Here is a 26,100-nt window from a genome sequence, read left to right as displayed (position 1 = left end):
GGATGCTCAGAACTCCTCGTACACCGCCGGGTCCTGGTCCGCGAGCCGCCCGTCCGGGCGGCCCAGCGCGGTGATGGCCTCGACCTGCGCGTCGGTGAGCTTGATGTCGAAGACGTCCAGGTTCTCGATCTGCCGCTGCGGCGACGCGGCCTTGGGCAGCGGGATCACCTGGCGGGCCACGTGCCAGGCGAGGATGGTCTGCGCCGGGCTGACGCCGTGGGCGTTCGCGATCTCGGTGATGACAGGATGCTGTTGCAGGTCGTTGCCGTGCCCGAGCGGGCTCCAACCCTGCACGAGGATCCCGTGCTCCCGGTGGTAGGCGATCGCCTCCTGCTGCGGGAAGTACGGATGCACCTCGATCTGGTTGACCACCGGGGCGACCCCGGTCTCGGCCACCAGCCGGTCGATGTGCTCCGGCAGGAAGTTGGAGAGACCGATGTGTCTCACCAGCCCGCGCTCCCGTGCCTCGATCAGCGCGCGCCAGGCCTGCACGTACAGGTCGACCTTGGGGTTCGGCCAGTGGATCAGGTACAGGTCGATCCGGTCGAGGCCGGTGCGGAACACACTCTCCTCGATCGTGGTCAGCGCCTCGTCGAAGCGGTGGTGCCGCCCCGGCAGCTTCGAGGTGACGACCAGCTCGTCGCGTACGTCACCCGCCGCACGAGCGGCCCGACCCACCGCGCCTTCGTTCTCGTAGTTGACCGCGGAGTCGATCAACCGGTAACCCGCCCGGATCGCTCGCCCGATCGCGTCGACACCCGCCGAGCCGTTCAGCCGGTACGTGCCGAGCCCGATCGCCGGCAGCGCGGTGCCGTCGGCGGCCGTCAGGTGCGGAATCGTCATGCTGGGGACCCTACCGGTGCGTCTCGGATGGCGAGTGCGGCCTGGATGAGCGCGGCGTGGGTCAGCGTCTGGGGGTAGTTGCCGAGGTGGGCACCCGTCGCGGGGTTCACCTCCTCGGGGTAGAGGCCCAGTGGGCTGGCGTACTCAACCACGGCCTGGAACAGCTCGATGGCCGCGCGGCGACGCCCGGTGCGGGCAAGCCCCTGAGCGAGCCAGAACGAGCAGGGTAGGAACGCGCCCTCGGTGCCGGGGAGGCCGTCACGTCCCGGCGGGTAGCGGTAAAGCAGTGGACCGCCGGCGGACAGTCGGCCCCGGATGGCGTCGATGGTGCCCCGTACCCGGGGTGACTCGGTCCGGTCCATGCCGAGCAACGGCAGCACGAGCAGAGCCGCGTCGAGGTCCTGGGATCCGTAGCTGCGGACGTAGCTGGCCGCCGTCGGGTCGAAGCCGCGCGTCCGGACCTCGGCGGCGATGGCATCTCGGGCTGTCTGCCAGCGTCGACGTTGGCGGTCGGGCAGGGGGTGCGTGTCGGCGATGGCCAGGGCGCGGTCCAGGGCGAGCCAGCCCATGAGCTTGGAATGGACGTGTTGCGCGGGCTCGCGTACCTCCCAGATGCCGGCGTCCGGCTCCTGCCAACAACCGGCGACCACGTCGGCGAAACCGCGCACCGCCCGCCACGTCTCGGGGTAGAGGCGGTGTCCGGCCCGAGCGAACGCCCAGGCCGCGTCGATCACCCAGCCGTAGCCGTCGAGCTGATGTTGGCCGGCGGCGCCGTTGCCGATCCGCACCGGACGGCTGTCGAGGTAGCCGGGCCAACCGCCCAGTTCTCGTTCCGCTGGTACGTGCCGGCCATGCAGGGTGAGCAGCGCCGGCAGGCGCGGTCGTTGCAACCGACTGGCGTGCAACAGCCACGCGAGGAAACCGCGGGCCTCGTCGGTCTTGCCGACGCTGAGAAAGGCGCTGACGCCGATGCTGGCGTCACGGGGCCAGACGTAGCGGTAGTCCCAGTTTCGTACCCCACCGGGATCCTCGGGCAGTGACGTGGTGGGCGCGGCCACCGGCGCTCCCGAGGGCGAGTAGGTCAACAGCCGCAAGGTGAGCAGGCTTCGTGCGACGTGTTCCCGGAAAGGCAGCCGCTCGTCGATCTCCGCGGTCCAGGCCCGCCACCGGGCCTCGTCCTCGATGAGCAGGTCCCAGGCGGCCGTCGGCTCGACGTGGATCACCGGTTCGCGGTGCGCCACGGCCAGCACGAGGGTGACCGGCCGGCCTGGCCGGACCGTGATCGAGGTGGGCCGACCGGGTTCGATTCTGAACCTGGGCGTGCTGTCCAGCGCGACCGCGAGCGGCCCCCACTCACACACGAGGGCCTGGCGTCGGTGATGGACTCGGGGCCGGCGGCGCCGTGCGCCAAGGCGGGGATCGAACTCCACCACCGCGTCGAGGGCTGCCTGCTCGGCCGACAGCCGTCGCACGATCAGTGTCGTGGGCAGCAGGCGACCGCTGACCTCGGCCACCATCGCCTCCGTGAGGCGGAGCCGGCCGCTGCCCACCGCCCAGGTGGTCTCCAGGGTGGCGGTGTGCTGCCGGTAACGCCGCTCGACGACCGTGGCCTGGCCGGCCGGGCCGACCCGGAACGTTCCGGCGTCCGGGCCTCCGACCAGTCTGCCGAACAGGGGATCGCCGTCGAAGCGTGGTACGCAGAGCCAGTCCATGCCGCCGTCACTCGCGACCAGGGCGGCGGTACGGGTGTCGCCCAGCAGGCCGTAGTCGCTGATCGGTGCCGAAGGCTGAGGACGCATCGGGTCGGGCCCATCAGTCATGGAGATCGCCCCGTGCCGAGCCGCGTTGGCAGGCGTCAGGCGCGGACGACAGCCCCGCGCGGGTCACCGGGCTTGCAGGAGCAGCCCGAGGAAAGCCCCGTAGACGACGTGGACGACAGCCGTGACCAGGGGAGTCTGGATGCCGTAGTTGACGGCGAACAGACCGGGCGGCTCCAACACCGCCGTGCTGGCCGGCCCCGCTCGCTGCGAGGCCATGCGCGGGTGGACCCCAGGAAGCAGCGGCAGAAGCACCGTCAGCGCGATCCCGACGTGCACAATCCCGAACAGCGCCCCAATCCACCAGGTGGCGCGGTGCAGCAGCGCGAACGCGGCCGCGTAACCGAGCGCGAAACCCTGACCGGCGCAAAGATGGAGGAAGAACCCGACGACACGCGCCCGATCGGGATCCTCGGTGACGAAGGCCCCGAGCACCAGGGGAAGGTCGAGCCGAGTGAGGCCGGCCAGTTGAGCTGTGATCATCGCCGCGGTGAGCGCCGCGGTGGCGACCAAGCCGAACAACGCCCATCCGGCCCAGTCCATCTCAGCAGTCGTCGACGTCGCGGGCGTTCTCGGTCATCGGTCCACCCTCCGGCTGAGCAGCGTGAATCCCACGGCCCCGACCGGACACCCGCCCACCGGGTGCCCGGTTTCTCACCATAAGCCACCGGAGGTGTCGCGCTGACCTGCTCGCCCAGACGTCCGTTGACGAGTTGGCAGCGAGACGGGGCAGTCGGTCAGTGCCTTGCCCCAACCGGGGTGGCCTCTGGTTCGTCCAAGATACTGAGGACAACACCGAGGGGACCCTGTTGTGGCCGGTTGGGAGCGGGTGCTGACGGATCTCGTCAGCACCAGAGGTGCGGCGCTGAAGCGCTACGCCTTCCTGCTGTGCGGCAACGACAGCGACGCCGAGGACCTGGTGCAAGATGCGCTGGTGCGGGTGTTCACCCGGCAACGACGCGACGAGATCGGCAACCCCGAGCAGTACGTTCGCAAGGCTGTACTCAACCTCTATCTCGACCGGGTCCGCCGGCGCGGTGTGTGGCGGCGGGTGCTGCCGTTCGCGCTGACGCCAGATCGGATCGACGACGCCTCAGACGCCGCCGACGCTCGCCACGACCTGCGCGCGGCGCTCTTGGCGCTCACCCCACAACAACGAGCGTGTGTCGTCCTCTACTACCACGTCGATCTACCGATTCCAGAGATCGCCGCGCAACTCGGCTGCGGCGCCGGCACGGTGAAACGCCACCTGTACGACGGAAGACATCGCCTGGCCGGCCTGCTGCACGACGACACCAGGGAGGACGACCGTGCCGTCCGATGATCACCTTTGGCGGGACAGCCTGGCAGGCCTGGCAGACCGGGCCGCTCCGCCGTCGTTCGCCGCCGATCGCCTGCGCGCACGTGTCCGGCGACGCCGTGGTCTGCTGGCGGCGGGAGCCGGTGCGGCGTCGATCATGGTGGTCTCGCTGGTCGCGGTCGCCGCCGCCGGGATCGTCGGCGGCGGCGATCCAACCACCGGCACGGGCGCCACGCCGGGGCCGTCGACTCCCACCAGGCCCACCGCAGAAGAGCCTGCGGCGTACGTCTGCGGCGACCGCTACGACCACCCGGGTTCAACTCCGGGAGGCATCCTCAGGGCCGAAGTGTCCTCGCTAACCAAGGTGAATGGCGACTCCGGTCCCACGATAACGGTGACATTCGCCGCCGCGCGGGCAGTCCATGTGGCCTCCAGTCCGCCATCGCTCCTTCAGGTGCTCTACCTGAAGGACGGCGTGATTGTCGGCGGAGGGCCGATGGTGAACCGGCAGGGCGAGACTCGCGGCCAGGGCGTCGACGCGATCCGAGACGGGTTCGATCTCGCTCCCGGCAAGCCTCACGAACAGCAGCTCGGTCCGCGAGAAACGTTGTGCCCGTCAGTGACCTGGTCCGAGATCTGGGCCACGCCGGACCGCTACGAGGTCGCGGTGGTGCTCGGCCCGGTCGAAGACCGTGGGAAGGAGCTCATTCTCGGTGTTCCGCTCCCGCCCTCGGTCGCCGCGCTGGTGGTGAAAGCGGCACTGCCGGGCTGAAACACGATGCTCAGCTGGAGCGTCACCTCATCACGCATAGCAGTCCAGAGGCGAGTGGCCGAACAGACCGAGTGTGGGCGGGCGGGGCCGCAGCGCCACGGCGACGGGCAACTATTGGTTCGTGGTGCTGGCGGTCGGTTGGAGGTGCGTGAGCAGGGTGCTCACCTCGGTGTGCAGGCGTCGCAGCTCCGCCGCCGTCGGGGCCAGCTCATAGCAGTGATGGTGCGTGGCGGTGGAGAGCGTCGCCCAGGCGAACGCCACCCGGCGGGCGGTTTCAGTGCCCGGCCCGAGTCGGCCGCGCAGCATCAACTGCTTGGCGCGGCCCTGCCGGCATACCGCCACGGCCGGCTTGACCCGCTGCCAGTAGCCGTCGATGCCGCCTTCCAGGGCGAGCCGGATCAGGCAGGCGCAGGCCCGCGGCCACCAACCGGCGCTGACCGCCGCGGCACCGAGCAGACCGGACCCGCGCAACAACTGGTCGGCCGCCGCCAGGCAGCGCTGTGGCGTCGGCGCGGTCACGACAGCGCCGCCGCGAGGAGGCGGGCGTCCGCGACCAGGCCGGGCAGGTCCGCCAGGTACGCACCGTGCACGCCCTCCCGGCACGCCTGGTACGCGTTCACCGCACGTCTTCCGTGCCGGCGGCCGAGCCAGCCGAGCACCTCGCCGCCCTTCTCGGCATCGTCGAACGCCGCCATCGCGACGATGGTGGCCAGCCGACGCGACGCGTCCACGATGGCCGCCTCGATGTCGGCGTGCGGAACACCCCGCACCACCCGGGTCCGCCAGACCGTCCGGTGGCAGGCAGCCTCCACCGCCGAGCGGCACAGCTCGGCGACCACTGGCCCGCGCACCTCGGCGGGGATCTCCTTGTTCCGCGACAACGCGTACGCGTCGTCAAGGTAGCGGGCCACCGGGTCGGAGCCGGGCCGCAGCGTCACCACCGACTTCTCCGCCCGGGTCACCTCGATGATTCGCGCCTTGCCGATGTCGAGCCGGCGCACCGCGTCCGGCAAGCGCGTGTCGTGGGTGAAGACCACCACCTGCCGCTGCTCGGCCAGCGCGGCCAGCACCCGGGCGAGCCCGTCCACCTTCGACGGGTCCATGCTCTGCACCGGGTCGTCGACCACGATGAACCGGAACGGGCTCTCCGGGGCGCAGCTACGCGGCAGGAAGGTCGCCAACCCGAGCGCCTGCATCTCACCCTGACTCATCACCCCGAGGGCCGTGCCATTGTCGGCGCCGTCCACGCTGACCGGGAAGACCACCCGCCGTCGGGTGTTCGCGCCTTCCAGCGTCATCGCACCCAACTCGACGTTGCTCTCCTGCCGCAGCTGCGCCCAGATCTGCTGGGAGTGCTCCGCGAACGGCGCGACCCGCTCGTTGCGGATCTGCGTACCGGCGTCCTTCAGCCAGGCGCGCGCGGCCTTCAACCGGGTCAGGGTCGCCTCCCGCGCCGGCAGCCCGTCGGCGGCGGCCACCCACTCGCGCACGTCGGCCGCCGCGGCCCGCCAACCGGTGTCGCGCTGCCGCAGGAACCCTTCGGCGTACGCGCGGGCCGCGTCCGCCGCGGTCACCACCGCCGGGTACCGTGCGGCCAGGTGGTCGGCCAGTTCGGCCGGCTCCCCGGGTACGCGCCGCAGCGCGGCCACGTCGTCCCGCAGTGCCCCGACCGTCGGCTCCGCCCCGGGGCCCTCGGGCACCGCGAGGTCGTCGATCAGGTGGTGCGCCTGCCGCAGCAGAGCCGTCAGCCGGGTCGTCGCCGTCTGGGCGGCGACGCTGCGCTGCCGAAGCTCGGTGAGCGACTGCGCGGCCGCGGCACGCCACCCGCCGTCCAGGGTGCCGGTGGCGCACACCGGGCACGACCCGTCGCCCTCGTCGTCGTGGTGTTCGAGGGCGAGGCGGAGCAGCTCGGCGCTGCGCAACGCCGCCCGGGACCGGCCACCGTCGTAGCGCATCGCCTCCGCCGCCGCCTCCCGCAGCTGGCCGGCCAGCCGGGTCACCTCGTCGACCGGCGGCGGGGCGAGGGCGGCGAGCTCCCGGCAGAGCAGCACCTCCCGGTCGGCGGTCGCCTCGTCCGGCTCGTCGAGGATCGCCGTCACCGCCGCGAGGTCGACCGCACCCCGGCCACGCAGCAGAGCGGCGGTCCGCCGAGCCCGATCGTCGGCGATTCCCGCAAGCGCGTCGGCCAGGGCGGTGCGCTGTGCGCGTACCTCCTTGATGGTGGCGTCGTGCGGCCGGGCGGCGCGCAGCAGACGCTGATCGGCGTCGGTGAGCGCGTCCAGGCCGAGGATCGCGAAGAGCGCGTCGAAGAGCTGGCTCTGCGTGCCAGCGGCGAGCTTGCCCAGCTCGGCGGCGGTGAGGAACGGCCGGTACAGCTCCAGCGGGCGGGCCAGACCCAGCTCGGAGAGGCCGATGTGCCGACCCTGGGCGCTGGTGACGGTCACCTCGGCGTCGGCCAGCTCGGCCCCGACCGGCCACGCACGGTTCACCCGCGTCGGCGTGGCCACCCCGTCGACCCGCAGCTCGACGTCGACCCAGCACGGGTCCGGGCTGTGCAGGTTGCGCCATCCCGTACGCCAGACGCTCGTCTTGTCGGCCCACCTGGCGCTGTCACCGGTCAGGGCGAGCTCGACGGCCTCGGCGAAGCTGGACTTGCCGGAGCCGTTGCGGCCCACGACCAGGGTGAGGCCCGGACCGGGGTCGATCTGGAGGGTCCGCTCCGGGCCGACGCCGCGGAACCCGGCGACGGTCACCGACTTCAGCCAGATCCGTTCGGTTGGGCCGTCGCCGGTGGGGGAGCGGGGGTCGAGCCGGGTGGGCGTGCCGGCGAGGGCTGCGGTCAGGTCGTCCTCGCTGGTGAGGGCGGCGAGGACCAGCTCGGCGGTCTCGGTCGGTACGTCAGCGGCGGCGAGCCGGTCGAAGATCAGCTCGATCAGGGGCGTGGTGGGCGGGGGAGGCTGGGTCATGGTCGTCTCCAGGCGTGTGGTGTCCGCGGACCGACGGGTCGTCGGTCCGCCCGGGTGAGCGGTGGATGTGCGTTACCGTGGTCGCGCGGTCAGAGCGTGACGTTCGCGTGCCAGTCGCGCAGGAACGCGTCGACCAGGGCGTGCGCCCGAGGACGCAGGTCGAAGGACTCCTCCTGCCGCCGGCGGGCCATGTGCGACAGGCCGTCGGCAGCCTCGTTGAGGGCGTGGCCGCTGTGTCCCTTGACGTGCGCGAACGTCAGATCGGGGCGGCGGGCCACCTGCTCGGCGAGCCGGACCAGGGTGGGCTGGTCCGACCAGCGGCGCTCCCGGAGGCTGTAGCCGGCCGGCATCGCGCCGGTCTCGCCGGCCTGCCAGCGGCGCAGATAGCGCAGGGCGGCGAGGCTGTCCAGCAGTACGGTCATGCCCGCTGGCACCTCGTCATACCCGGTGAGCAGGTAGTCGACCGCGCGTAGCTCGTTGATCAGCACCCGGGAGACGCCGGTCGGGTCGAGCCGACCGGTGCCCCGGCCGAGCAGGCCGTAATGGCCGTCGCTGACGACGTACCCGATGCCGCCGACGCGGCCCTTCCAGCTGGCGTCGGTCGCGGCGACCAGCGGCGCGGACGTCGCCGCCCAGCGGACCACCCGGCCGCGGCCGCGCTGCTGGTCGTCGCCGGACCGGCGGTGGATGCCGTGGTCGGCGGCCAGCCGCTCGGCGGTGTCGAGCAGCTCACCGGTGGAGGTCAGCTCGTCGTAGTGGGCGGCGGTGAGGGCCAGGCGGAGGGCGTCGCCGATGCGCTGGCAGTCGTCGCAGCGGGTAGGGCGGGTGAAGGCGCGCAGGGTGAGTGCACGGTCGTGCAGGGGAGGGGGGAGCAGGGCCAGGGTGCGGAGGAACTCATCGGGACGCACGACGCCTCCTGACGTCTCGGGAGAGGATGGTCGAGGCGCCGGCTGTGGCCGTCTTCCGCCTCGACGCTATGGAGCTGATGTCGTCAACGGATCAGGCGGGCGTGATGGTCCAGTTGCCGTCCGCCGTCACCTGAACGAGGGCGGGCGCCTGCAGGGGACGCACGCCGGAGTAGCCGCCGATCTCGTTGACGAGCAGGCCACCTTCGCCGGTCTCCATCGAGTAGGCGTGTACGACGAAGTTCGAGCTGCCCCTGGAGTGCGTGATCTTCGCGGCGGCGGCATCGCCGCCGAGTACCAGCACGTCGTCACCCTTGCCCGCAGCCTTTCCGGTGAGCGCCTTCGTGGCCATCTGCTCCACGCTGCCGATCGTCAACGTCCACGACCCGGACGCCTCCACCTCGAACTGGGTGGTCAGTGAACCGTCTTCAAGGTTGATCCACCGCTTACCGCTGTAGGAGCCGATCTCGTTCACCAGCAGGCCGTCCCCGTCGCTCTTCAGGGTGGTGTTGCTGGAGCACTTGCAGGTGAACTTGATGACCGACAGATCGGTCAGTTCCTTGATCCGTACGACGTCGTCGCCTCGTCCCTTGAGCACCTTCGGCTTGGGGGTCGGCGGGGCCGTGGTCGGCTCGGCGGCGGTGGTCGTGGGCGCGGTCGTGGTGGGCGCAGCCGTCGTGGCGGTGGCCGTCGGCGCAGCAGTGGTCGGCGTGGCACTGCTCGGAGCGGTAGACGTGGAGCTGCTCGCACTGGCAGCCGGCTCGGCGTCGTCGCCGGCGACCGCGCCGACGACGGCGCCCCCGCAGCAGAGGGCGATGACGAGGGCCAAGCCGCCGGCGGCCCAGGCCTTGGCGACAGATCGCTTGGTCGGGACGGCGACACCGGCCGGAACGCCAGCGAGCCGGACCGTCGGGTCCTCAGGCGGTACGGCGGCACCGGCCGGCGGCGCATCGCCAGCCGCCGCGTTGCGCGGCTCTTCAGACGCCTCGGGCAGGCGGGTCGGCTCGTCGGGCGAGGTCGGGGTGGTCGGATTGGTCACGACGGTTCCTCCAGTGAACTGACGATGGCGGGGGACAGCGGGGCGGGCGGGACGCCCACCCCGCTGTTGCAAGGGGATGGCGCTCGTCAGCCGAGGGCGACGTCGACGCCGCCGGAGAACATCGAGTCGTGCAGCTCGAGCTTGGCGAGCTTGACGTTCTTCGGGATGTCGAAGACCACGACGCCGTTGACCTGGTTGCCGGGGTTGATGTCGTTGAGGAACGTCTCGGCGTTCTTGTTGGCGTAGATCGCCGCGCCGGTGTCGGCGGAGTACTCGGTGCCGTCGGCCGCGTACGCCTTCTGGCTGCTGCCGTCGAACATCTGCGCTTCCTTGCCGATGTTCTTCACGTTGAGCGTGACCAGGCAGAACTGGCCCTGCGCCTTCGCGCCGATCAGGTCGGTGCCGATCTTGGCGACGCCGCACTTGGACGACTTCACCGTGAACTCGAACTTCCCGTCCCGGGCCGCCTCGCCTACCTTCGCGGTCTTCGCCGGGGCGTCCTCGCCCTTGTCTCCGGCGCTGGAGCTCGTGGACTTGTCGGCGGTACCGGAGCCGCAGCCCAGGGCGATGAGGCCGGTGGCGAGCAGGGCGAGAGTCGTGGTCTTGCGCATCGTTGTCCTCCTGAAGTGATCGTTGCGGGGTCAATAAGAGCATCGTCCGACAACAGTGTCAACAGACAATCTCGTGCTTGACAGATGTGCGAGACTTTCGGCGTGCAGGAGAACCCGACCATCACGGCAGCGGAGATCGCCCGGCTCGCCGGCGTCGGTCGTGCTGCGGTCAGCAACTGGCGTAAACGGCATCCCGACTTCCCTGCCCCGGTGGGCGGGACGACGGCGAGCCCCGAGTTCGACCTGATCCAGGTCGAGCAGTGGCTCCGCGCCCAGGGCAAGCTCCCCGAGCTGGCCACCGCCGACCGGCTCTGGCGACACCTCGCCGCGGCCAGCGACACCCCGGCCGCCGGCCTCGCCGCCGTCGGCGCCCTCCTCCTGGCCCGCCAGCGCGGCTCCCGAACCGGTCACCCCGACGCGCAACTCGCGCCGCTGCTGCCCGACATCGACGCCCTCGCCGACGAGCTGGGCCCGCAGGGCGCGTTCGACGAGCTGTGGCAGCGGTTCTCCGCACCGGGGCCCGGCCGCCCTTTCGCCACCCCCGACGACCTCGCCGACCTGATGATCGGGCTCGCCAACGTCAGCGGCGGCTCAGTGCTCGACCCGGCCGCCGGCTCCGGCGCCATCCTGCGAGCCGCCGTCCGCGCCGGCAGCACATCCGTGTACGGGCAGGAGCTCGACGACGACCTGGCCCGGCTCGCCGGCCTGTGGTTGGCCCTGCACGACGTACCCGGGGAGGTCAGCACCGGTGACTCGCTGCGCGCCGACGCCTTCGCCGGCCGCGCCGTCGACGCCGTCGTCTGCCACCCACCGTTCGGCGCCACCAATTGGGGTGACGAGGAACTCGGCCACGACCCCCGCTGGGTCGTCGGCACCACACCCCGTACCGAACCCGAGCTGGCCTGGGTGCAGCACGCCCTCGCCCATGTGCGGGTCGGTGGGCACGCCGTCCTGCTGATGCCACCCACGGTCGCCAGTCGCCGCGCCGGCAAACGCATCCGCAGCGAGCTGCTGCGCCGAGGCCACCTGCGCGCCGTCATCGCGCTTCCACCGGGGGTGGCGGCGCCGCACGGCGTACCCCTGCATCTGTGGGTGCTGCGGCGGGCCGCGACCGACGCGCCGCCACCGGCGCGTGCGCTGCTGATCGACGCCGCAGGCGGCGACCTGGCCGACACCGCGCCGCGCGTGCTGGCCGCGTGGCGGGCCTTCGCCGCCGCCCCGGACTCCGACATCGAGGAGGCCGGGTTCGCCCGCGCGGTCCCGGTCATCGAGCTGCTCGACGAGGAGGTCGACCTCACCCCCGCGCGCCGGCAACCCGCCGTCGTGGGCGAGGCTTCCGGAGAGCATCTGGTACGCACCAGAGAGCGACTGGCCGCCATCGTCGGTGAGTTGCCGGCGTTGCTACCGCAGGTCACGCCAGCACCCGACGGGCCGGACGGCCTCTTCCTCACGGTGGGGGAGCTGGCGAAGAGCGGGGCACTGCAACTGATCGGCCCGGTTCGCGCCGGCACGTCCACACCCGCACCGGACGGGCCACCAGTGCTCACCGTTCAGGACGTGCTCGCCGGGGTGGCGGCGTCCGGGCGAATCGACGACCGCTTCGGGCAGGAGATCCGCCTCGCTGTGGGGGACGTGGTGGTGCCGATGATCGCGCGGCAGCTCACCGCGCGGGTGGTCACGACCGAGGGGGCGCTGTTGGGGCGCAACCTCTACCTGCTGCGGCCCAATCCGGCGGCGTTGGATCCGTGGTTTCTGGCGGGTCAGCTGCGAACGTCGGCGAACGAGAAGCAGTCGTCGAGTCTCTCGGGCACGATGCGGTTCGACATTCGACGGGCGCAGGTGCGGCGACTCTCGTTGGAGGAGCAGCGGGCGCACGGCGACGCGTTCCGGCGCCTGGACGCCTTCGAGTCAGCGATTCGGCAGGCCGCGTCGCTCGGAGCGGAGCTGGCCCAACTCACCGCCGACGGCCTGGCTCGGGGAACGATCCGACCGGACGCCGCGCGGTGACCTCAGACCTCGACGATCGGCCAGTCGTCGCCGAGTACCTTGCGCACCTGATCGGCCCGAGACGTGATGAGGCCGGCAGCGCTGCTGATTGCGAGGAACGCCGCGTGGCCGGCACCGAGGCGGCCGGCCTGCCGGGCCATGCCCCCGATCACCGGGCAGTCGTCGGCCCGGTCGACGTGCAGGGCCGGCGTGACGACCTGGACGGCCGGGTTGCGACGCAGCATCGCCAGGTACTCGTGCTCGGTGTGGTCGAGCAGGCTGTACGCCTCGAGCAGGCAGACCAGCGGAACGGCAACAGTCGCGTCGGCGTCGGCCGCCGCCACCATCGCCTCACCGACGGCCTCGACGCCCTGGGCGTAGGCCATCAGGGCGCCGGTGTCGAGCACGTAGACCGGTGCGCTCACGCCGCGCTCGGCCGGTCGAAGTCGGCGCGGACCTCGTCGACCGGACGCTCCAACAGCTCCGCCACCCGGGCGATCGCCGCCTCGCGCATCTCCGGTGTCACCTGGCGAGAGGCGAGGCGCCGCGCCGCGCCTTGCGGGTCGTACGGGAACTCGCCGTGCCCGGCCGCCCGCAGCGCGGCCCGCATGTCGTCGGATATCCGACGGCGGCGCAGCGCTTCGGTGACGTACGCGGAAACCTGGCGGGCCGGGAGCGCATCCAGCTGCTCGGCCACGTCATCAGGGACGGAGATCGTCACACGCCGACTCATACTCGCGAGCCTAGCGAAGTATGAATCCTCCGTCAGCGACGACCCGCTGACACTTGGTTGATCATCTCCGCCGAGTGGGGGACCCCGACAACGCCGGCCAGCAGCAATACTCCTGACTTAAGGCAATCGAAAGGAACCTGGTGAGCACCAAGCACCAAGAGCTCGCGAACTTCATCTGGTCGGTCGCCGACCTGCTCCGCGGGGACTACAAGCAGTCCGAGTACGGCCGGGTGGTCCTTCCCCTGACCGTCCTGCGTCGGCTGGACTGCGTGTTGGAGCCGACGAAAGACGCGGTGCTGGCCCGGCATGCGCAGCTCAAGGACATGGGCGTGCAGAACATGGACCCGGTGCTGCGCAAGACCGCCGGGCTGTCGTTCTACAACACCAGCGAGATGTCCTTCCGCAAGCTGCTCGGCGACCAGGACAACGTGGCGCTCAACCTGCGCGCCTACATCGGTGGCTTCTCGCCCGGTGCGGTCGACGTGCTGGAGAAGTACGGCTTCGACACCCAGATCAGCCGCCTCGCCGAGGCCGGGCTGCTCTACCAGGTGGTCGCCAAGTTCGCCGACATCGACCTGCACCCGGACGTGGTCTCCAACCACCAGATGGGCTACGTCTTCGAGGAGCTGATCCGCCGCTTCTCCGAAATCAGCAACGAGACCGCCGGTGAGCACTTCACCCCGCGTGAGGTCATCAAGCTGATGGTCAACCTGCTCCTCGCCCCCGACGAGGACGACCTGATCACCCCGGGCATCGTCCGCAAGATCTACGACCCGGCCTGCGGCACCGGGGGCATGCTCAGCGAGGCCCAGGACCACATCCAGGAGCACAACCCGCACGCCACCGTCGAGGTGTACGGGCAGGAGCTCAACGGCGAGACGTACGCGATCTGCCGCTCCGACATGATGCTCAAGGGCGGCGACCCAACGAAGATCGCCTACGGCAACTCGTTCAGCCAGGATGGCCACGAAGACGAGCGCTTCGACTACATGCTCGCCAACCCGCCGTTCGGGGTCGAGTGGAAGAAGGTCGAGCCGTTCATCAAGGCCGAGCATGCCCGTGGCCACGCTGGGCGGTTTGGCGCTGGCCTGCCTCGGATCAACGACGGCTCGCTGCTCTTCCTCCAGCACATGGTCTCGAAGATGAAGCGCCCCGAGGACGGCGGAAGCCGGCTGGCAATCGTTTTCAACGGCTCGCCGCTCTTCACCGGTGCCGCCGGGTCGGGCGAGTCGGAGATCCGCCGGTGGATCCTGGAGAACGACCTCCTCGAAGGCATCGTCGCGCTGCCCGACCAGCTCTTCTACAACACCGGCATCTCCACGTACTTCTGGATCCTTACCAACCGCAAGGAGCCCGCCCGCCGGCGAAAGGTCGTGCTGCTCGACGGTCGCGATTACTGGACCAAGATGCGCAAGAGCCTCGGCGACAAGCGCAAGATGCTCACCGACGAGCACATTGCAGAGCTGACCCGCGCGTACGTGGACGCACTGTCCATCGCGGACGACCCGGAGCACCCGCAGCACGCCAAGGTAAAGATCTTCAAGACCACCGACTTCGGCTACCAGCGGATCACCGTCGAACGCCCGCTGCGACTGCGCTTCGAGGTCACCGAGGAGACGGTCGCGCTGCTCGCGGAGGCGAAGGCGGTCTTCAAATACGCGGAGCGGGAGTCACTGCTGACGGCGGCGAAGTCCCTGATCGGTACGTTCTCCGGGACGCGGGCCGAGTTCGCGATGAAGCTGAACGGGCTGGGGAAGCTGCCGGCGGCGGTGGAGAAGGCGGTGTGGGAGGCGTTCTCGATTAGCGACCCGGAGGGGGAGGTGCAGACCGACCGCAAGGGCAACCCGCTGTCGGACCCGGACCTGCGCGAGAACGAGAACGTGCCGCTGGACGAGGATGTGCACGACTACCTCAAACGGGAGGTACTGCTGTATCACTCGGATGCCTGGATTGATGACACAAAAACAAAGGTCGGCTATGAACTGCCTGTCAATCGGCACTTCTACAACTATGCACCGCCGCGACCCTTGGCTGCCATCGACGCTGAGCTGAGGGCTGTCGAGATCGAAATCCAGACCTTGCTACGAGCGGTGGTCAAGTGAGTTCGTACAAGTCGTGGGTGGCAACGCCAATCAAGCGCCTGGCTCGGGTGTCGTATGGGCTGGGGCAGCCCCCGCGGCTAAGCGCCGAAGGCGTGCCGATTATTAGGGCTACAAATATCACTGACGGGCTCATCGTTCGGGAAAATCTGATCTTCGCCGCAAAGTCTGACTTGCCGCTTGATAGAGCCCCGCTGCTCCGTTCCGGTGAGATTCTAGTAGTCCGGAGTGGCGCTTGTACCGGCGATTCGGCAATCGTGACGGATATGTGGGCCGGCTCGGCGCCGGGCTACGACTTGCGCCTTACTCCGCAATTTGCTGAACCCCGTTTCCTCGCCTATGCGCTACGTAGCCGGCCTGTTCGGGGCCAGATCGAAATCGCCAGAAGTCGAGCGGCTCAGCCGCACCTCAACGCTGAAGAACTTGGCGAGATTCGGATTGATGTCCCAAATAAAGACGAACAGCGGCGGATCGCGGACTTCCTTGACGGCGAGGCCGGCAAGATCGATGCCTTGGTCTCGAAGAAACAGAGAGTACTTTCTCTACTGGATGAGAAAATCAATAGTCGGATCCTCGAATTTATCGGATCAAGCCAGCTGGTCGGGTTGGCTGATCCGAGCACGTCCGTGATCCCCATTCGTAGAGCTCTGGCTAAGCTTGTTCGGCCTGCGGATCCGGATGGCGATGTCGTAACTGCTTTCCGCGACGGACAGGTGGTAGCCCGGTCGGCGCGTCGCCCTAGTGGTTATACCCTACCCACTGGCACCGAAGCGCAGGGGCAGTTCGTACAGACGGGGGACGTGGTGATACATGGCTTGGATGGATTCGCGGGAGCGATTGGAACATCCGAATCATCGGGAAACTGCAGCCCGGTCTATCACGTCTGCGTTCCGCGTGACAGAGGAAACGCGCTCTTCCTGGGAAGATTGCTTCGGGTGCTTGCGATCACTGGGTACTTGGGCCTCTTTGCTACCAGCACTCGGGAACGTGCGGTAGATTTCCGCAACTGGGATGGGTTTGGCCGAATTCCTATTCCCGCCGTCCCTCCCCGTTTGCAAGAGGAGATCGGAGGATGGATTGGCTCTGCTCGCCCCCTTCGTTCCGCCGTAAACCGGTCTTTTGTTCTCGCTGAAGAGCTCCGGCAAGCGCTGATCACGGCGGCGGTTACCGGACAATTCGACGTGTCGACGGCGCGGGGGGCGGAACTATGAGCGGCGTCGACCAGGAGAAGTCGTTCGAGGCTGCCATCCAGGGAGCATTGCTCCGCTCGCGATGGTTGCGCGGTCTGCCCAGCAACTATGACCGTCAGCTGGGCCTCGATACAGGGGAAGTTTTCGCTTTCATCGGCGCGACCCAACCCGACGACTGGGCGAAGCTGCTGGCCTACCAAGGAAACAACCCCGACGAGGCGCAGCGGCACTTCGCCCAGCACCTCGCGAAGCAGATCGACGAACGAGGCCCTCTCGACGTCCTGCGGAGGGGGATCAAGGACAAGGGCATCCTGATTCGCCTTGCCTACTTCAAGCCCGCTCACGCCATTACCGAGGGTGCGCTTAAGCTCTACCGCGCCAACCGCCTCACCGTCACCCGCCAGCTCGCCTACTCGACGAGCAACAACAACATCCTCGACCTGGTCCTCTTCGTCAACGGCATCCCCCTGGCGACCGCCGAGTTGAAGAACCCGCTGACCGGACAGACCGTCGAGGACGCCAAGAAGCAGTACCGCGAAACCCGCGACCCGAAAGAACTGCTCTTCGCGAGGCGTACCCTCGTTCACTTCGCTGTGGACCCCGACATGGTCTTCGTCACGACGAAACTGGCTGGCGACAAGACCCGGTTCCTGCCCTTCAATACGGGCTCCGATGGTCCGGGAGTGTCCGGCGGCGCCGGCAACCCGCCTGCGGGCGAAAGCGGCTACCGCAGCTCTTATCTGTGGGAACAGATCTGGCACCCGGACACGTGGATGGACCTGGTCCGGCGGTTCCTGCACACCGCCAAGGAGTCGCGGAACCTGATCTTCCCGCGCTACCACCAGTGGCACGCCGTCACCCAGCTCACCGAGCACACCGCCCGCAACGGCTCCGGCCACAACTACCTGGTCATGCACTCGGCCGGATCGGGCAAGTCGAACACCATCGCCTGGCTGGCGCACCGGCTCTCCAGCCTGCACACCGCACCGGCCCTCGATCAGGATGCCCAGGCCAAGGGGCTGCGCCCCAACGAGCCGGTCTTCGACAAGGTCATCATCATCACCGACCGCGTGGTGCTCGACCGGCAGCTGCAGGACACCGTCTTCCAGTTCGAGCACGTACCGGGCGTGGTGCAGCGGATCGACAAGGACTCAGCTCAGCTCGCCGCCGCCCTCCAGGGCGAAACCGCGAAGATCATCATCACCACGATGCAGAAGTTCCCCTACATCCTCGAGAAGGTGCAGGGGCTCAAGGGCAAGCGGTTCGCGGTCATCGTCGACGAGGCGCACTCGTCGCAATCCGGCGACTCGGCCGCCGCGTTGAAGAAGGTGCTGCTGAAGCTCGGCAGCGACGACGTGGACGAGTCGGGTGACCTGCTCACCGCGTCGGCGCTGGCCCGGGGCCGGCATGAGACGCTGTCGTACTTCGCGTTCACCGCCACGCCAAAGCCGAAAACCCTCGAACTCTTCGGCACGCCGCATCCGGTCACTGGCAACCCGCAGCCGTTCCATACGTACTCGATGCGGCAGGCCATCGACGAGGGCTTCATTCTCGACGTGCTGCGCAACTACCTGACCTACAAGTCGTACTGGAAGCTGGCCAACGCCAACCCCGATGACCCGGAGGTCGACCCGAAGAAGGCCGGCGCCCAGCTCGCCCGCTTCGCCAGCCTGCACCCCACCATGCAGGCGCAAAAAGCCGAGATCATCGTCGAGCACTTCCGCAAGCACACCGCACCGCGCCTGGGCAACCGCGCCAAGGCCATGGTCGTCACCGGCTCCCGCGAGGCCGCCGTCCGCCTGCACACCGCCATCAAGAAGTACGTCGAGATGCAGGGTTACGTCGGCTGCGAGTCCCTGGTCGCCTTCTCCGGCGACCTGGAGATCGACGGCGTCGAGCACACCGAGGCGCGGAGCAACGGCTTCAGCGAGGGCGAGCTGCCCGAGCGGTTCGCCTACACGGCCGCCGACGACAAGTACGCCGGCACGGCGAAGGCCAAGCAGGACGTCGAGCACAAGATCTTGGTCGTCGCCGAGAAGTACCAGACCGGCTTCGACCAGCCGCTGCTCACCACGATGTACGTCGACAAGCTGCTCAAGAACGTCGCCGCGGTGCAGACCCTGTCCCGGCTCAACCGCACCCACCCGCTCAAGGCCCAGGGCGACGTCTTCGTCCTCGACTTCGTCAACGAGGCCGGCGACATCGCCGAGCAGTTCAAGCCGTACTTCGAAACCGCCGCCACCACGCCCACTGACCCCAACCTGCTCTACACCGCCCAGAACGCGGTGACGGGTTACCCCGTGCTGGTCGACTCGGAGATGCAGGCGTACGCCGAGGCGTTGCTCGCCGTGGAGCAGAAGGCGACGAGTGACACCGCCCTCCAGCGGGCGCACGCCTCCCTCTACCGCTTCACGGAGCCGGCCGTGCAGCGCTTCAACGCCCTGGCCGCCGACGACCCCGAGGCCGCGGACGGCTTCCGGTCCGCGCTGCGCGACTACACCCGCATGTACGCGTTCCTCAGTCAGGTCGTGCCGTACCACGACGAGGACCTGGAGCGGCTCTACCTGTACGGGCGGGCACTGCTCAACCGGCTGCCCCGCCGCCAGGATCCGTCTGTCGACATCGGCGAGGTGGAGTTGACCCACCTACGGGTCAGCAAGACCGGCGAGCACGACGCGTCGCTGTCGCCGGAGGGCGAGCAGATGCTTCCCGGCTTCCTCGGCGGCGGTGCGGGCCGACAGCACGACCTGGAGAAGGTCGTGTTGTCCGAGCTGATTGATGCGTTCAACGACAGGTTCGGCATCGGGCTCGGCGAGGCCGACAAGGTCTGGGTCGAGCAGCAGATCGTAGCCCTGGCCGAGGACGGCACCCTCGAAGCCGCCGCGATGGTCAACGACGAGAGCAACTTCGGCGTGGTCTGCGACAAGCGGATCGAGGACGTGATCCTGTCCCGCCACGACGACAACGGCAAGCTGATGCAGCGCTACCTGGACGACGAAAGCCTGCGCTCGCAGCTCAACCAGTTCGCCCGCCGGCAGGCGTACCAGATGATCCGCAGCCGCAAGGGCATCGCCTGACCTTCCACCCTCGCCGAAAGGAGGACGGTTGTCTCCCGTCCGATAACCGCTTCCGCCTCAGAACCATAGGTAGGGCGAACTGTACGGTGACGAATCCGAGCTACGTCGATGGTTGCTGCAATGAGATGCGACATGCGTTGGGGGCGTGATGCGGGCGCAGGAGCGTGTCGCTGAGCGGTACGAATTGACGTACCCGGTAGGCCATGGCGGTATGGGCGAGGTGTGGGCCGGCTTCGACGAGAAACTCGACCGGCCAGTCGCCATCAAGTTCCTCCGCAAGCTCTCCATCCCAGAGAGCGAGCGGGAGTACGCAGTCGAGCGGTTCTTCCGGGAGGCGCGTGTTACCGCCCGGCTCGATCATCCAGGCGTGCCCAGCGTTCACGACGTCGGGGTTCAGGGCGACGACATCTACATTGTCATGCAGTTGGTGCCGGGCATGCTGGTCGCTGATCTCATTGCCGAGCGGGGGTGGCTCTCCGTGCCGTGGGCGGCGGCGATCGGTGCGCAGATTTGCTCCGTGCTGGCGGCGGCCCACGCCGCCTCGCTGGTGCACCGCGACCTCAAGCCGCAGAACCTCATGCTCACGCCGACCGGCGCGGTCAAGGTCCTCGACTTCGGCGTGGCTGCGCTCCTCGGGCCGGCTGACGTTCCGCGACTGACCGCCACCGGGCACACCCTCGGCACGCCTACATACATGGCACCCGAGCAGGCGTTGAGCAGCACGGTGGGTCCGAGAGCAGACCTGTACGCGCTCGGCTGTGTGCTGTTCGAGCTGCTGACCGGCAACCCGCCTTACCGGTCCGACAATCCGCTCGGCATGCTGCACCGGCACATGAATGACCCGGTGCCCTCCGTTGCGGACCACCGCGGGGGCGTGCCCGAAGAGCTGGTGCGGCTCGTCGCGCAACTACTCGCCAAAGATCCGCAGCACCGTCCGGGATCAGCCACGGAGGTGTATGAGCTACTGGCTCCACTCGGGGCAGTAGAGCGTGAGCTGGCCGCCGACCTGGCGCTGACCGTCGCGGGCGGTGAACCGGTGGACCCCACGATGCCGTACCGGTACCCGTTCGGCCCGTTGCCGCCACGTGTGCCACTGGCACCCACCAGGGTGGACGTCGTGCGGCCCCGCAACGCTCCGGAGGTCGTCGAGGCTCTCTCCATCGATGAGCTGAGTGAGGTAGCGGAGCGGGCGTGGGACCTGGCCGAGGAGGAGCGGTTCACCCAGGCCGCCGAGCTGCTGGAGACGGCCCTGCGGCCGGTCAGGAAGGGGCACGGCGCGAGGCAGCCGAGGATCCTGGAGCTGCGGCTCCACCTGGCCAACCTGTACGTCCTCGCCGGCGCGTTCCGGCAGGCCCTGCCCGAGTTTCAGCGACTCATTCCGGACCTGGCGACCCGCCCGGTGCCCGACCAGGAGCTGATCTGGCAGTGCCGGCAGCAGGCTGCGGTGTGCCAGGCGGAGTTGGGCGAGGCGACCACAGCCTTGGACGAGCTGCGTTCGCTGCTCGCCGAAGAGCAGCGTGCGCTGTCGCCTGAGTCGCCTGAGTTGTTTTCACTGCGGCAGCAGGTCGCCATGCTCGCTGCTGGGGTCGGTGACGTGACCGGGGCTCGTCGCCACCTCACGGATCTGCTTCGAGACGTCAGCGCGCTGTATGGGTCGCAGTCGCCAGCGGCGGTGGAAATCGAGACATTGTTGGTGCACCTCGATCGACTCGGCGAGAACGCGACCGATGAGACGAACCGACGGCGTGAGGGGTGATGAGCATGTTGGAGCTGGAAGACGCGCTGAAGAAGTGCGTCGAACGGGTGGCGCGATTCCGCCGTCAACACCAGCGCATTGGTGAGCAAAACACCAAGGCCGGGCTGATTGAATCAGTCATCGGAGCGCTCGGCTGGGACCTGTTTGACCCAGACGAGGTGCACCGTGAGTATCGTCGACGCGGTCCCGACAACCCGGTCGACTATGCCCTCCTTCTGCTGCGAACACCACGCCTGTTCATCGAAGCGAAGGGCCTCGGGGAGAACCTCGACGATCCGCGGTGGGCCAACCAGACCATCAGTTATGCCGCGGTTGCCGGCGTCGAGTGGGTGGCGCTGACCGACGGCGCCGAGTGGCGGATCTACAACGCCCACGCGCCAGTGCCCATCGAGCACAAGCTGTTCCGCGCGGTCCGTATCGAGGAGGGCCTCGACGATGCGGTAGACCTGCTGTCGCTGCTCAGCAAGGGCAACATGCGTGACAACCGCATTGAGGAGTTGTGGAAGGGCTACTTCGTCGATCGCCAGGTCCACGGGGAGTTGCTCGAACTTTTCGGTGACGGGGAGCCTGCGGCGGAGCTGGTGGCGATGCTCGATCGGCGCCTGCCCAGGCTTAGCAGGGACGAGGTCCGGTCCAGTCTCATCCGAGCCCGTGCCACCTTCGATTTTCCGTCGTCCGCTGCACCGACCAAAGTCAGTCCTGTCCCCGTAACTGAACCGGTGCACGTCGTGCGTCCATCGGCCACCCCTACTGTGCCTCAGCAGCTGACGCCACCCGGTTCGGCCAAAGGGCGTCCGCTCAAGCGGCCGGTGACCAGCGCAGAACGCGCGCTCAAGGTGATCGACCTGATCAGGGCTGGGAGGTTGCGTCCGGGCAGCAAGCTATACGGGAAGTATCTGGGCAAGCAGTACGTCGCCGAGGTACTCATTGACGGCAGCATCCGCTACGAGGGCCGGGTCCTCGGATCCCCGAGCGCGGCTGGGGAGGCGGTGAAGATCGACGTGTATGGGTCGTCGATCACCGCGACCCGGCGGGCCACCGATGGGCTCGACTTCTGGTCGGCAGAGGATGCCCGAGCCGGTGACATGGTGACCCTCAAGGAGATCCGACGCCGTGTGGCAACCGAGGGGGAGGCGTGAGACAGCCGCTCACCCTCGCGCAGATTCTCACAGTCCTGGACGAGCCGCAATCTGTCAACGATCTGCGCCGGTACTTCGGGGTCGATGGTCGTTCGCCGTTCACCGGCGGACAGTTCGAACGGCTCGGGGGCGGCGGTGACCGAGCGGAAACCCGCGACGTCATCACCGCGGAGGATCTGGTCGCGGTCGAACTGCTCAGCGTTCGAGTGCCGCCGCATACCTCTCTCGATCTCTTGCAAGGGGCGCTGGGGAAGGCCGTAACGGCCGAGTTGCGGGGCATACCGACGCACGTATCCCTGGGGCACCCTGACGCGAGCCAATACATCGAAGAGCGAGGACGAGCTGACCGGGCTTGGCGGTTATTGCGGAAGGCGGACGGCATTGGCTGGGTCGTGGCTGGGAAACTACTCGCGCGCAAGCGGCCCTTGCTCGTACCGGTCTACGATGAGATCGTCGCATGTGCTTTCCGGACTCGCAGAAACTTCTGGCGCTGGCTGCACGGTCGTCTGTTGGAGCAGGAAGCGACGCTCGCCAGCCGCCTTTTCGACCTCCGAAGGCGTGCTGGATTGCCTGCGGACGCCATCACTTTGCTCAGAGTTCTCGACGTGGTGATCTGGATGCGTCACCGCGACGAGCACACCGGCTACCGATGCCGAGGCATTCAACTTCCCTAAAACCGACCGCTAGTGGGCGCTGGGGTCGAAGCCGGTCTCATAGCCTGACGAAATTGTCAACTGATCGTTGCAGGGAGCACCGTGGGATTCCAGACGCCACAGTACAAGTTGTCCAAGCTGCTGGAGCAGGCCGGCAGCGGCAGCATCCAGCTTCCGGACTTCCAGCGCGGCTACAAGTGGGACGAGGAGCGCATCAGATCCCTGCTCGTCACGGTGACTCTGGGCCACCCGCTCGGCGTGCTGATGCTGCTTCAAACCGGCAACGACCAGGTGCGGTTCAAGCCAAAGGCGATCGAGGGAACTCCTCCGATGTCCAGTAAGGTGGAGCCAGATTTGCTCCTACTCGACGGGCAGCAGCGCTTGACGTCGCTCTACCAGTCCCTGACCGGCTCGGGTGTTGTCGACACCGAGGATGCCCGGAAGAAGCAGGTTCAGCGACGCTTTTACATCGACATCACCCGAGCCTTAAAGGACCCGGCTCGCCGGGACGAGGCGGTGGTGGTCCTGCCGGGCGACGGGATCGAGCGGACCAACTTCGGCAAGGACATTCGCCTCGACGTGTCCACGCCGGAGAAGGAGCGCGAACACGGTTACTTCCCGTTCCGCCTGATCTACGACTCGCCAGGTCAACTCGACTGGTTGTGGAACTTTCCCGGAGAAACGGGTGAAGCGGCGGCGCGACGAGCGCTCATCCAGCGCTTCCAAGGCGAGATCCTCACGCCAATGCAGAGCTACGAGATCCCTGCCATTGAGCTGGACAAGTCGACGACCAAGGGAGCGGTCGCCACCGTCTTCGAGAAGGTCAACACGGGTGGCCTTCCCCTCAACGTCTTCGAGTTGTTGACGGCGACCTTCGCTGGTGACGCCGCCTACTTCCACCAGCACGGGGACGACTTCCGGCTGAAGGACGACTGGCAGCTCACCGAGGAGATCATCTCCGCCCATCCCGTCCTGAGGGGCATCCGCAACACGGATTTCCTCCAAGCCATCACCCTGCTCGTGACCGCTCACGGGTCGTCGTTCACCTCCGCTCGGAAGGAAGACGTGCTGCGGCTTGAGCTCAGTCAATACCTGGCTTGGGCTGAGCAGGTGCGGGAGGCGTTGGTGTGGGTTGCGCAGTTCCTCCGGGACGAACACATCCACCGGGCGCGCGACATCCCCTACCCGACTCAACTGGTGCCTCTGGCAGTGATCCGCGTGATCCTCGGCGAGGCTGCGACCATCCACGGGGTTCGCAGCCGTTTACGCCAGTGGTTCTGGTGCGGCATCCTCGGCGAGCTCTACGGAGGCGCCACGGAAACCCGCTTCGCGCGCGACGTTGACCAGGTCCCGGCCTGGGCGCGAGCCGTGACGTCCCCGGACACCGCCCCCGAGCTTCCGGGCACCGTGTCGGGAGCGACGTTCGCTGAGTCCCGGCTGCTGTCTCTGCGAACTCGGCAGTCCGCCGCGTACAAGGGCTTGCACGCACTCCTGATGGCGGGGGGTGCCAAGGACTGGAGATTCCACCAGACCTTCGACCATACGCAGTACGTCGCTCTCGACGTCGACATCCATCACGTTTTTCCAAAGAAGTGGTGCGACGACAACAAGATCCCGCGCAATCTCCGGGAGAGCATCATCAACAAGACGCCGCTGGCCGGGAAGACCAACCGTTTCATCGGGGGAGCCTCTCCTGCGGCCTACGTGCCGAAGCTCGAAGGTGCCGCCGCCATCGGCTCCGATGAACTTGATGCCATCATCGGTGCGCACCTGATTGACACCAAGGCACTGAGGGCCGCTGACTTCGACGCCTTCTTCCTTGCGCGTCGGCGAGCTCTGCTGGAGCTGGTGGAGACGGCCATGGGCAAGCAGGCGCAGCGGGACGTTGATGCGGGGAAGTTGACCGGGGGTGGGGAGGCACCCGAGGCCTTCGCGGAGGAGGACGACGATCCGCAGGACACAGACGACGCCAACGAGGACGACCGCTAACTCGTCCGGCTGCTGTGGCTAACTCTCGGTCGGGCGCATCAGCTCGACCTGGTCGCCGGGTTTGACTTCCATCTCGCCCTTGCCGTGGCGGATCTCCAGCACCGGGACGCCTTCGTCCAGGTGCAGCTCATTCCGTTCTTGGCCCGTCGGCATTCGAGCGACGACCGACGCGCCGGCCGGCAACTCCATCTGCTGCCGCTCAGGCGCACGTCGTACCCGCGTTCCGTGCCCGCGGACCGTGCTGACCAGCCCTTCGGAACGCAGGATCGACATTGCCATCCGGACCGCCTCACGGCCAATGCCGTACTCCTGTGTCAGCCGCGATTCGCTCGGCAGCGACACCCCAGGCGCCAGCTCACCGGACTCGATCCGTCTCCGCAACAGGTCAGCGACCTGCACGTAAACGGGCGTGTGTGAGCGCGGATCGACGGTCATGTCTGGTAAGCCTTGTCCCCCCGTGGGCCGTGGTGGTTGTGCCCCTGTGCCCCTGTACGTATATTCATCAAGGCGGCGGAAGCTCAACGCGGGACGGGGATCTATAGCCCGGTCGAGTGACGCCGTGCAGCAACCCCGCTGCCGTGCTGCCAGTCGACGCTGTGGTGGCAGGCCGGGTGGGTTCGCGCAAGCGGTGTGAACACGGGCCCACCCTCCATCAAAGGGAAGGCAGGTCGAGTAGATGAGCGCCCGTAACCAACGACCGGCACGGGAGGTTGGAGCGACCATCCGCTCCTCGACGCACACCAGTCTGCTGCCGTGGCAGGTGCGCGAGCGCCGCTTCGCACCGACCGGGCTCGGGCGTCGCGGGCTGAACCCCGACGACGTGTACGCCTTCCTCGACCGGGTCGCCGTCGACATGGCTGCCGTCTACGCTGCTCTCGCCGAGAGCCGCCTCGAGACGGCCCGGATCAAGGCCGGCGTGCGTCGCCGGCAGGCCGGCGCCAGCAACGAACTGGACCACACCCAATGAGCCAGCGGTACGTCATCCACCTGCCCGTCGTTGCCACCGACCTGCCCGCCGCGCAACGCCTGGCCCGGGTCATCGGTCGCTGGATGCTGGTGCTGCCGATGGCGGACCCGGGGGAGACCACGGTCTCCGAGGAGGACCAGCAGTACCTGCGACACCGGGTCTTCTGCGACCTGCGGCTGGCCGGCGGCCGGCGGTGCCTACTGCGCGATGGCCACGAGGGCGAATGCTCCCGCCGCTTACGCAGGTGACTGGAGCGAT

At 68.3% G+C, this 26,100-nt stretch carries 23 protein-coding genes; 12 read left to right on the top strand and 11 right to left on the bottom strand.

Annotated features, from left to right (window positions below; translation table 11 throughout):
* Positions 1 to 6: 6 nt before the first annotated feature.
* The 3 genes from ABZU53_RS14850 to ABZU53_RS14840 form a co-directional block, all read right to left on the bottom strand.
* The gene (locus ABZU53_RS14850; protein WP_355066309.1) at positions 7 to 843 is read right to left on the bottom strand and encodes an aldo/keto reductase; all 837 of its coding nucleotides are present in this window, start codon (positions 841 to 843) and stop codon (positions 7 to 9) included.
* On the bottom strand, positions 840 to 2,663 hold the full coding sequence (locus ABZU53_RS14845) for a glycoside hydrolase family 15 protein (protein WP_355066307.1): 1,824 nt from the start codon (positions 2,661 to 2,663) through the stop codon (positions 840 to 842). Before ABZU53_RS14845 ends, ABZU53_RS14850 begins: the two co-directional genes overlap by 4 nt.
* 63 nt (positions 2,664 to 2,726) lie before the next feature.
* Complete coding sequence (locus tag ABZU53_RS14840) at positions 2,727 to 3,203, bottom strand: hypothetical protein (protein WP_354856911.1); 477 nt, start codon at positions 3,201 to 3,203, stop codon at positions 2,727 to 2,729.
* Between the two features lie 268 nt (positions 3,204 to 3,471).
* Between ABZU53_RS14840 and ABZU53_RS14835 the strand changes: the two genes are divergently transcribed.
* Complete coding sequence (locus tag ABZU53_RS14835) at positions 3,472 to 3,984, top strand: sigma-70 family RNA polymerase sigma factor (protein ID WP_355066305.1); 513 nt, start codon at positions 3,472 to 3,474, stop codon at positions 3,982 to 3,984.
* Complete coding sequence (locus tag ABZU53_RS14830; RefSeq protein WP_355066303.1) at positions 3,971 to 4,732, top strand: hypothetical protein; 762 nt, start codon at positions 3,971 to 3,973, stop codon at positions 4,730 to 4,732. Before ABZU53_RS14835 ends, ABZU53_RS14830 begins: the two co-directional genes overlap by 14 nt.
* 111 nt (positions 4,733 to 4,843) lie before the next feature.
* Here the strand turns inward: ABZU53_RS14830 and ABZU53_RS14825 are convergent, their stop codons facing one another.
* From ABZU53_RS14825 to ABZU53_RS14805, 5 genes are all read right to left on the bottom strand, one after another.
* Positions 4,844 to 5,251 (bottom strand): hypothetical protein, encoded by a 408-nt coding sequence (locus ABZU53_RS14825; RefSeq protein ID WP_355066301.1) that lies wholly within the window; start codon positions 5,249 to 5,251, stop codon positions 4,844 to 4,846.
* Positions 5,248 to 7,698 (bottom strand): AAA family ATPase, encoded by a 2,451-nt coding sequence (locus ABZU53_RS14820; RefSeq protein WP_355066299.1) that lies wholly within the window; start codon positions 7,696 to 7,698, stop codon positions 5,248 to 5,250. Before ABZU53_RS14820 ends, ABZU53_RS14825 begins: the two co-directional genes overlap by 4 nt.
* An 89-nt stretch (positions 7,699 to 7,787) precedes the next feature.
* Positions 7,788 to 8,606 (bottom strand): hypothetical protein, encoded by an 819-nt coding sequence (locus tag ABZU53_RS14815; protein WP_354856904.1) that lies wholly within the window; start codon positions 8,604 to 8,606, stop codon positions 7,788 to 7,790.
* Positions 8,607 to 8,697: 91 nt separating this feature from the next.
* Complete coding sequence (locus ABZU53_RS14810) at positions 8,698 to 9,642, bottom strand: hypothetical protein (RefSeq protein ID WP_354856902.1); 945 nt, start codon at positions 9,640 to 9,642, stop codon at positions 8,698 to 8,700.
* Positions 9,643 to 9,728: 86 nt separating this feature from the next.
* Entirely contained in the window at positions 9,729 to 10,253 is a 525-nt protein-coding gene (locus ABZU53_RS14805; protein WP_354856899.1) for a DUF4352 domain-containing protein, read from the bottom strand.
* Positions 10,254 to 10,355: 102 nt separating this feature from the next.
* Between ABZU53_RS14805 and ABZU53_RS14800 the strand changes: the two genes are divergently transcribed.
* The gene (locus tag ABZU53_RS14800; RefSeq protein WP_354856897.1) at positions 10,356 to 12,260 is read left to right on the top strand and encodes an N-6 DNA methylase; all 1,905 of its coding nucleotides are present in this window, start codon (positions 10,356 to 10,358) and stop codon (positions 12,258 to 12,260) included.
* Positions 12,261 to 12,262: 2 nt separating this feature from the next.
* Here the strand turns inward: ABZU53_RS14800 and ABZU53_RS14795 are convergent, their stop codons facing one another.
* Positions 12,263 to 12,664, bottom strand: coding sequence for a hypothetical protein (locus tag ABZU53_RS14795; protein WP_354856896.1), 402 nt, complete (start codon positions 12,662 to 12,664; stop codon positions 12,263 to 12,265).
* Positions 12,661 to 12,972 carry a hypothetical protein gene (locus ABZU53_RS14790; protein ID WP_354856894.1) on the bottom strand — a complete coding sequence of 104 codons (312 nt, stop codon included), beginning with the start codon at positions 12,970 to 12,972 and terminating at the stop codon, positions 12,661 to 12,663. Before ABZU53_RS14790 ends, ABZU53_RS14795 begins: the two co-directional genes overlap by 4 nt.
* Before the next feature lie 140 nt (positions 12,973 to 13,112).
* Here ABZU53_RS14790 and ABZU53_RS14785 point away from each other — a divergent pair, with 140 nt between their 5' ends.
* From ABZU53_RS14785 to ABZU53_RS14755, 7 genes are all read left to right on the top strand, one after another.
* Complete coding sequence (locus ABZU53_RS14785; protein ID WP_354856892.1) at positions 13,113 to 15,074, top strand: class I SAM-dependent DNA methyltransferase; 1,962 nt, start codon at positions 13,113 to 13,115, stop codon at positions 15,072 to 15,074.
* A 17-nt stretch (positions 15,075 to 15,091) separates the two neighbouring features.
* Complete coding sequence (locus ABZU53_RS14780; protein WP_355066298.1) at positions 15,092 to 16,282, top strand: restriction endonuclease subunit S; 1,191 nt, start codon at positions 15,092 to 15,094, stop codon at positions 16,280 to 16,282.
* Positions 16,279 to 19,338: a type I restriction endonuclease gene (locus ABZU53_RS14775; protein ID WP_354856888.1), complete on the top strand. Its 3,060-nt coding sequence runs from the start codon at positions 16,279 to 16,281 to the stop codon at positions 19,336 to 19,338. The genes ABZU53_RS14780 and ABZU53_RS14775 overlap by 4 nt, the downstream gene beginning before the upstream one ends.
* A 148-nt stretch (positions 19,339 to 19,486) precedes the next feature.
* Positions 19,487 to 21,094 (top strand): protein kinase, encoded by a 1,608-nt coding sequence (locus ABZU53_RS14770; protein ID WP_354856886.1) that lies wholly within the window; start codon positions 19,487 to 19,489, stop codon positions 21,092 to 21,094.
* Between the two features lie 5 nt (positions 21,095 to 21,099).
* Complete coding sequence (locus ABZU53_RS14765; protein ID WP_355066296.1) at positions 21,100 to 22,233, top strand: hypothetical protein; 1,134 nt, start codon at positions 21,100 to 21,102, stop codon at positions 22,231 to 22,233.
* Positions 22,230 to 22,907, top strand: coding sequence for a DUF6308 family protein (locus ABZU53_RS14760; protein ID WP_354856881.1), 678 nt, complete (start codon positions 22,230 to 22,232; stop codon positions 22,905 to 22,907). Before ABZU53_RS14765 ends, ABZU53_RS14760 begins: the two co-directional genes overlap by 4 nt.
* A gap of 81 nt (positions 22,908 to 22,988) precedes the next feature.
* A complete protein-coding gene (locus ABZU53_RS14755) occupies positions 22,989 to 24,875 on the top strand; it encodes a DUF262 domain-containing protein (protein WP_355066294.1) in 1,887 nt (628 codons plus the stop codon).
* A gap of 18 nt (positions 24,876 to 24,893) precedes the next feature.
* Here ABZU53_RS14755 and ABZU53_RS14750 read toward each other — a convergent pair whose 3' ends face one another.
* Positions 24,894 to 25,310 carry a winged helix-turn-helix domain-containing protein gene (locus ABZU53_RS14750; RefSeq protein WP_354856878.1) on the bottom strand — a complete coding sequence of 139 codons (417 nt, stop codon included), beginning with the start codon at positions 25,308 to 25,310 and terminating at the stop codon, positions 24,894 to 24,896.
* A gap of 241 nt (positions 25,311 to 25,551) precedes the next feature.
* Between ABZU53_RS14750 and ABZU53_RS14745 the strand changes: the two genes are divergently transcribed.
* Positions 25,552 to 25,842 carry a DivIVA domain-containing protein gene (locus tag ABZU53_RS14745; RefSeq protein WP_355066292.1) on the top strand — a complete coding sequence of 97 codons (291 nt, stop codon included), beginning with the start codon at positions 25,552 to 25,554 and terminating at the stop codon, positions 25,840 to 25,842.
* On the top strand, positions 25,839 to 26,090 hold the full coding sequence (locus tag ABZU53_RS14740) for a hypothetical protein (protein ID WP_355066290.1): 252 nt from the start codon (positions 25,839 to 25,841) through the stop codon (positions 26,088 to 26,090). The genes ABZU53_RS14745 and ABZU53_RS14740 overlap by 4 nt, the downstream gene beginning before the upstream one ends.
* Positions 26,091 to 26,100 lie beyond the last annotated feature (10 nt).

It is taken from the genome of Micromonospora sp. NPDC005194 (genome assembly GCF_040608335.1).
Lineage (GTDB): Bacteria > Actinomycetota > Actinomycetes > Mycobacteriales > Micromonosporaceae > Micromonospora.
This window is presented reverse-complemented; position numbering and strand designations above follow the sequence as displayed.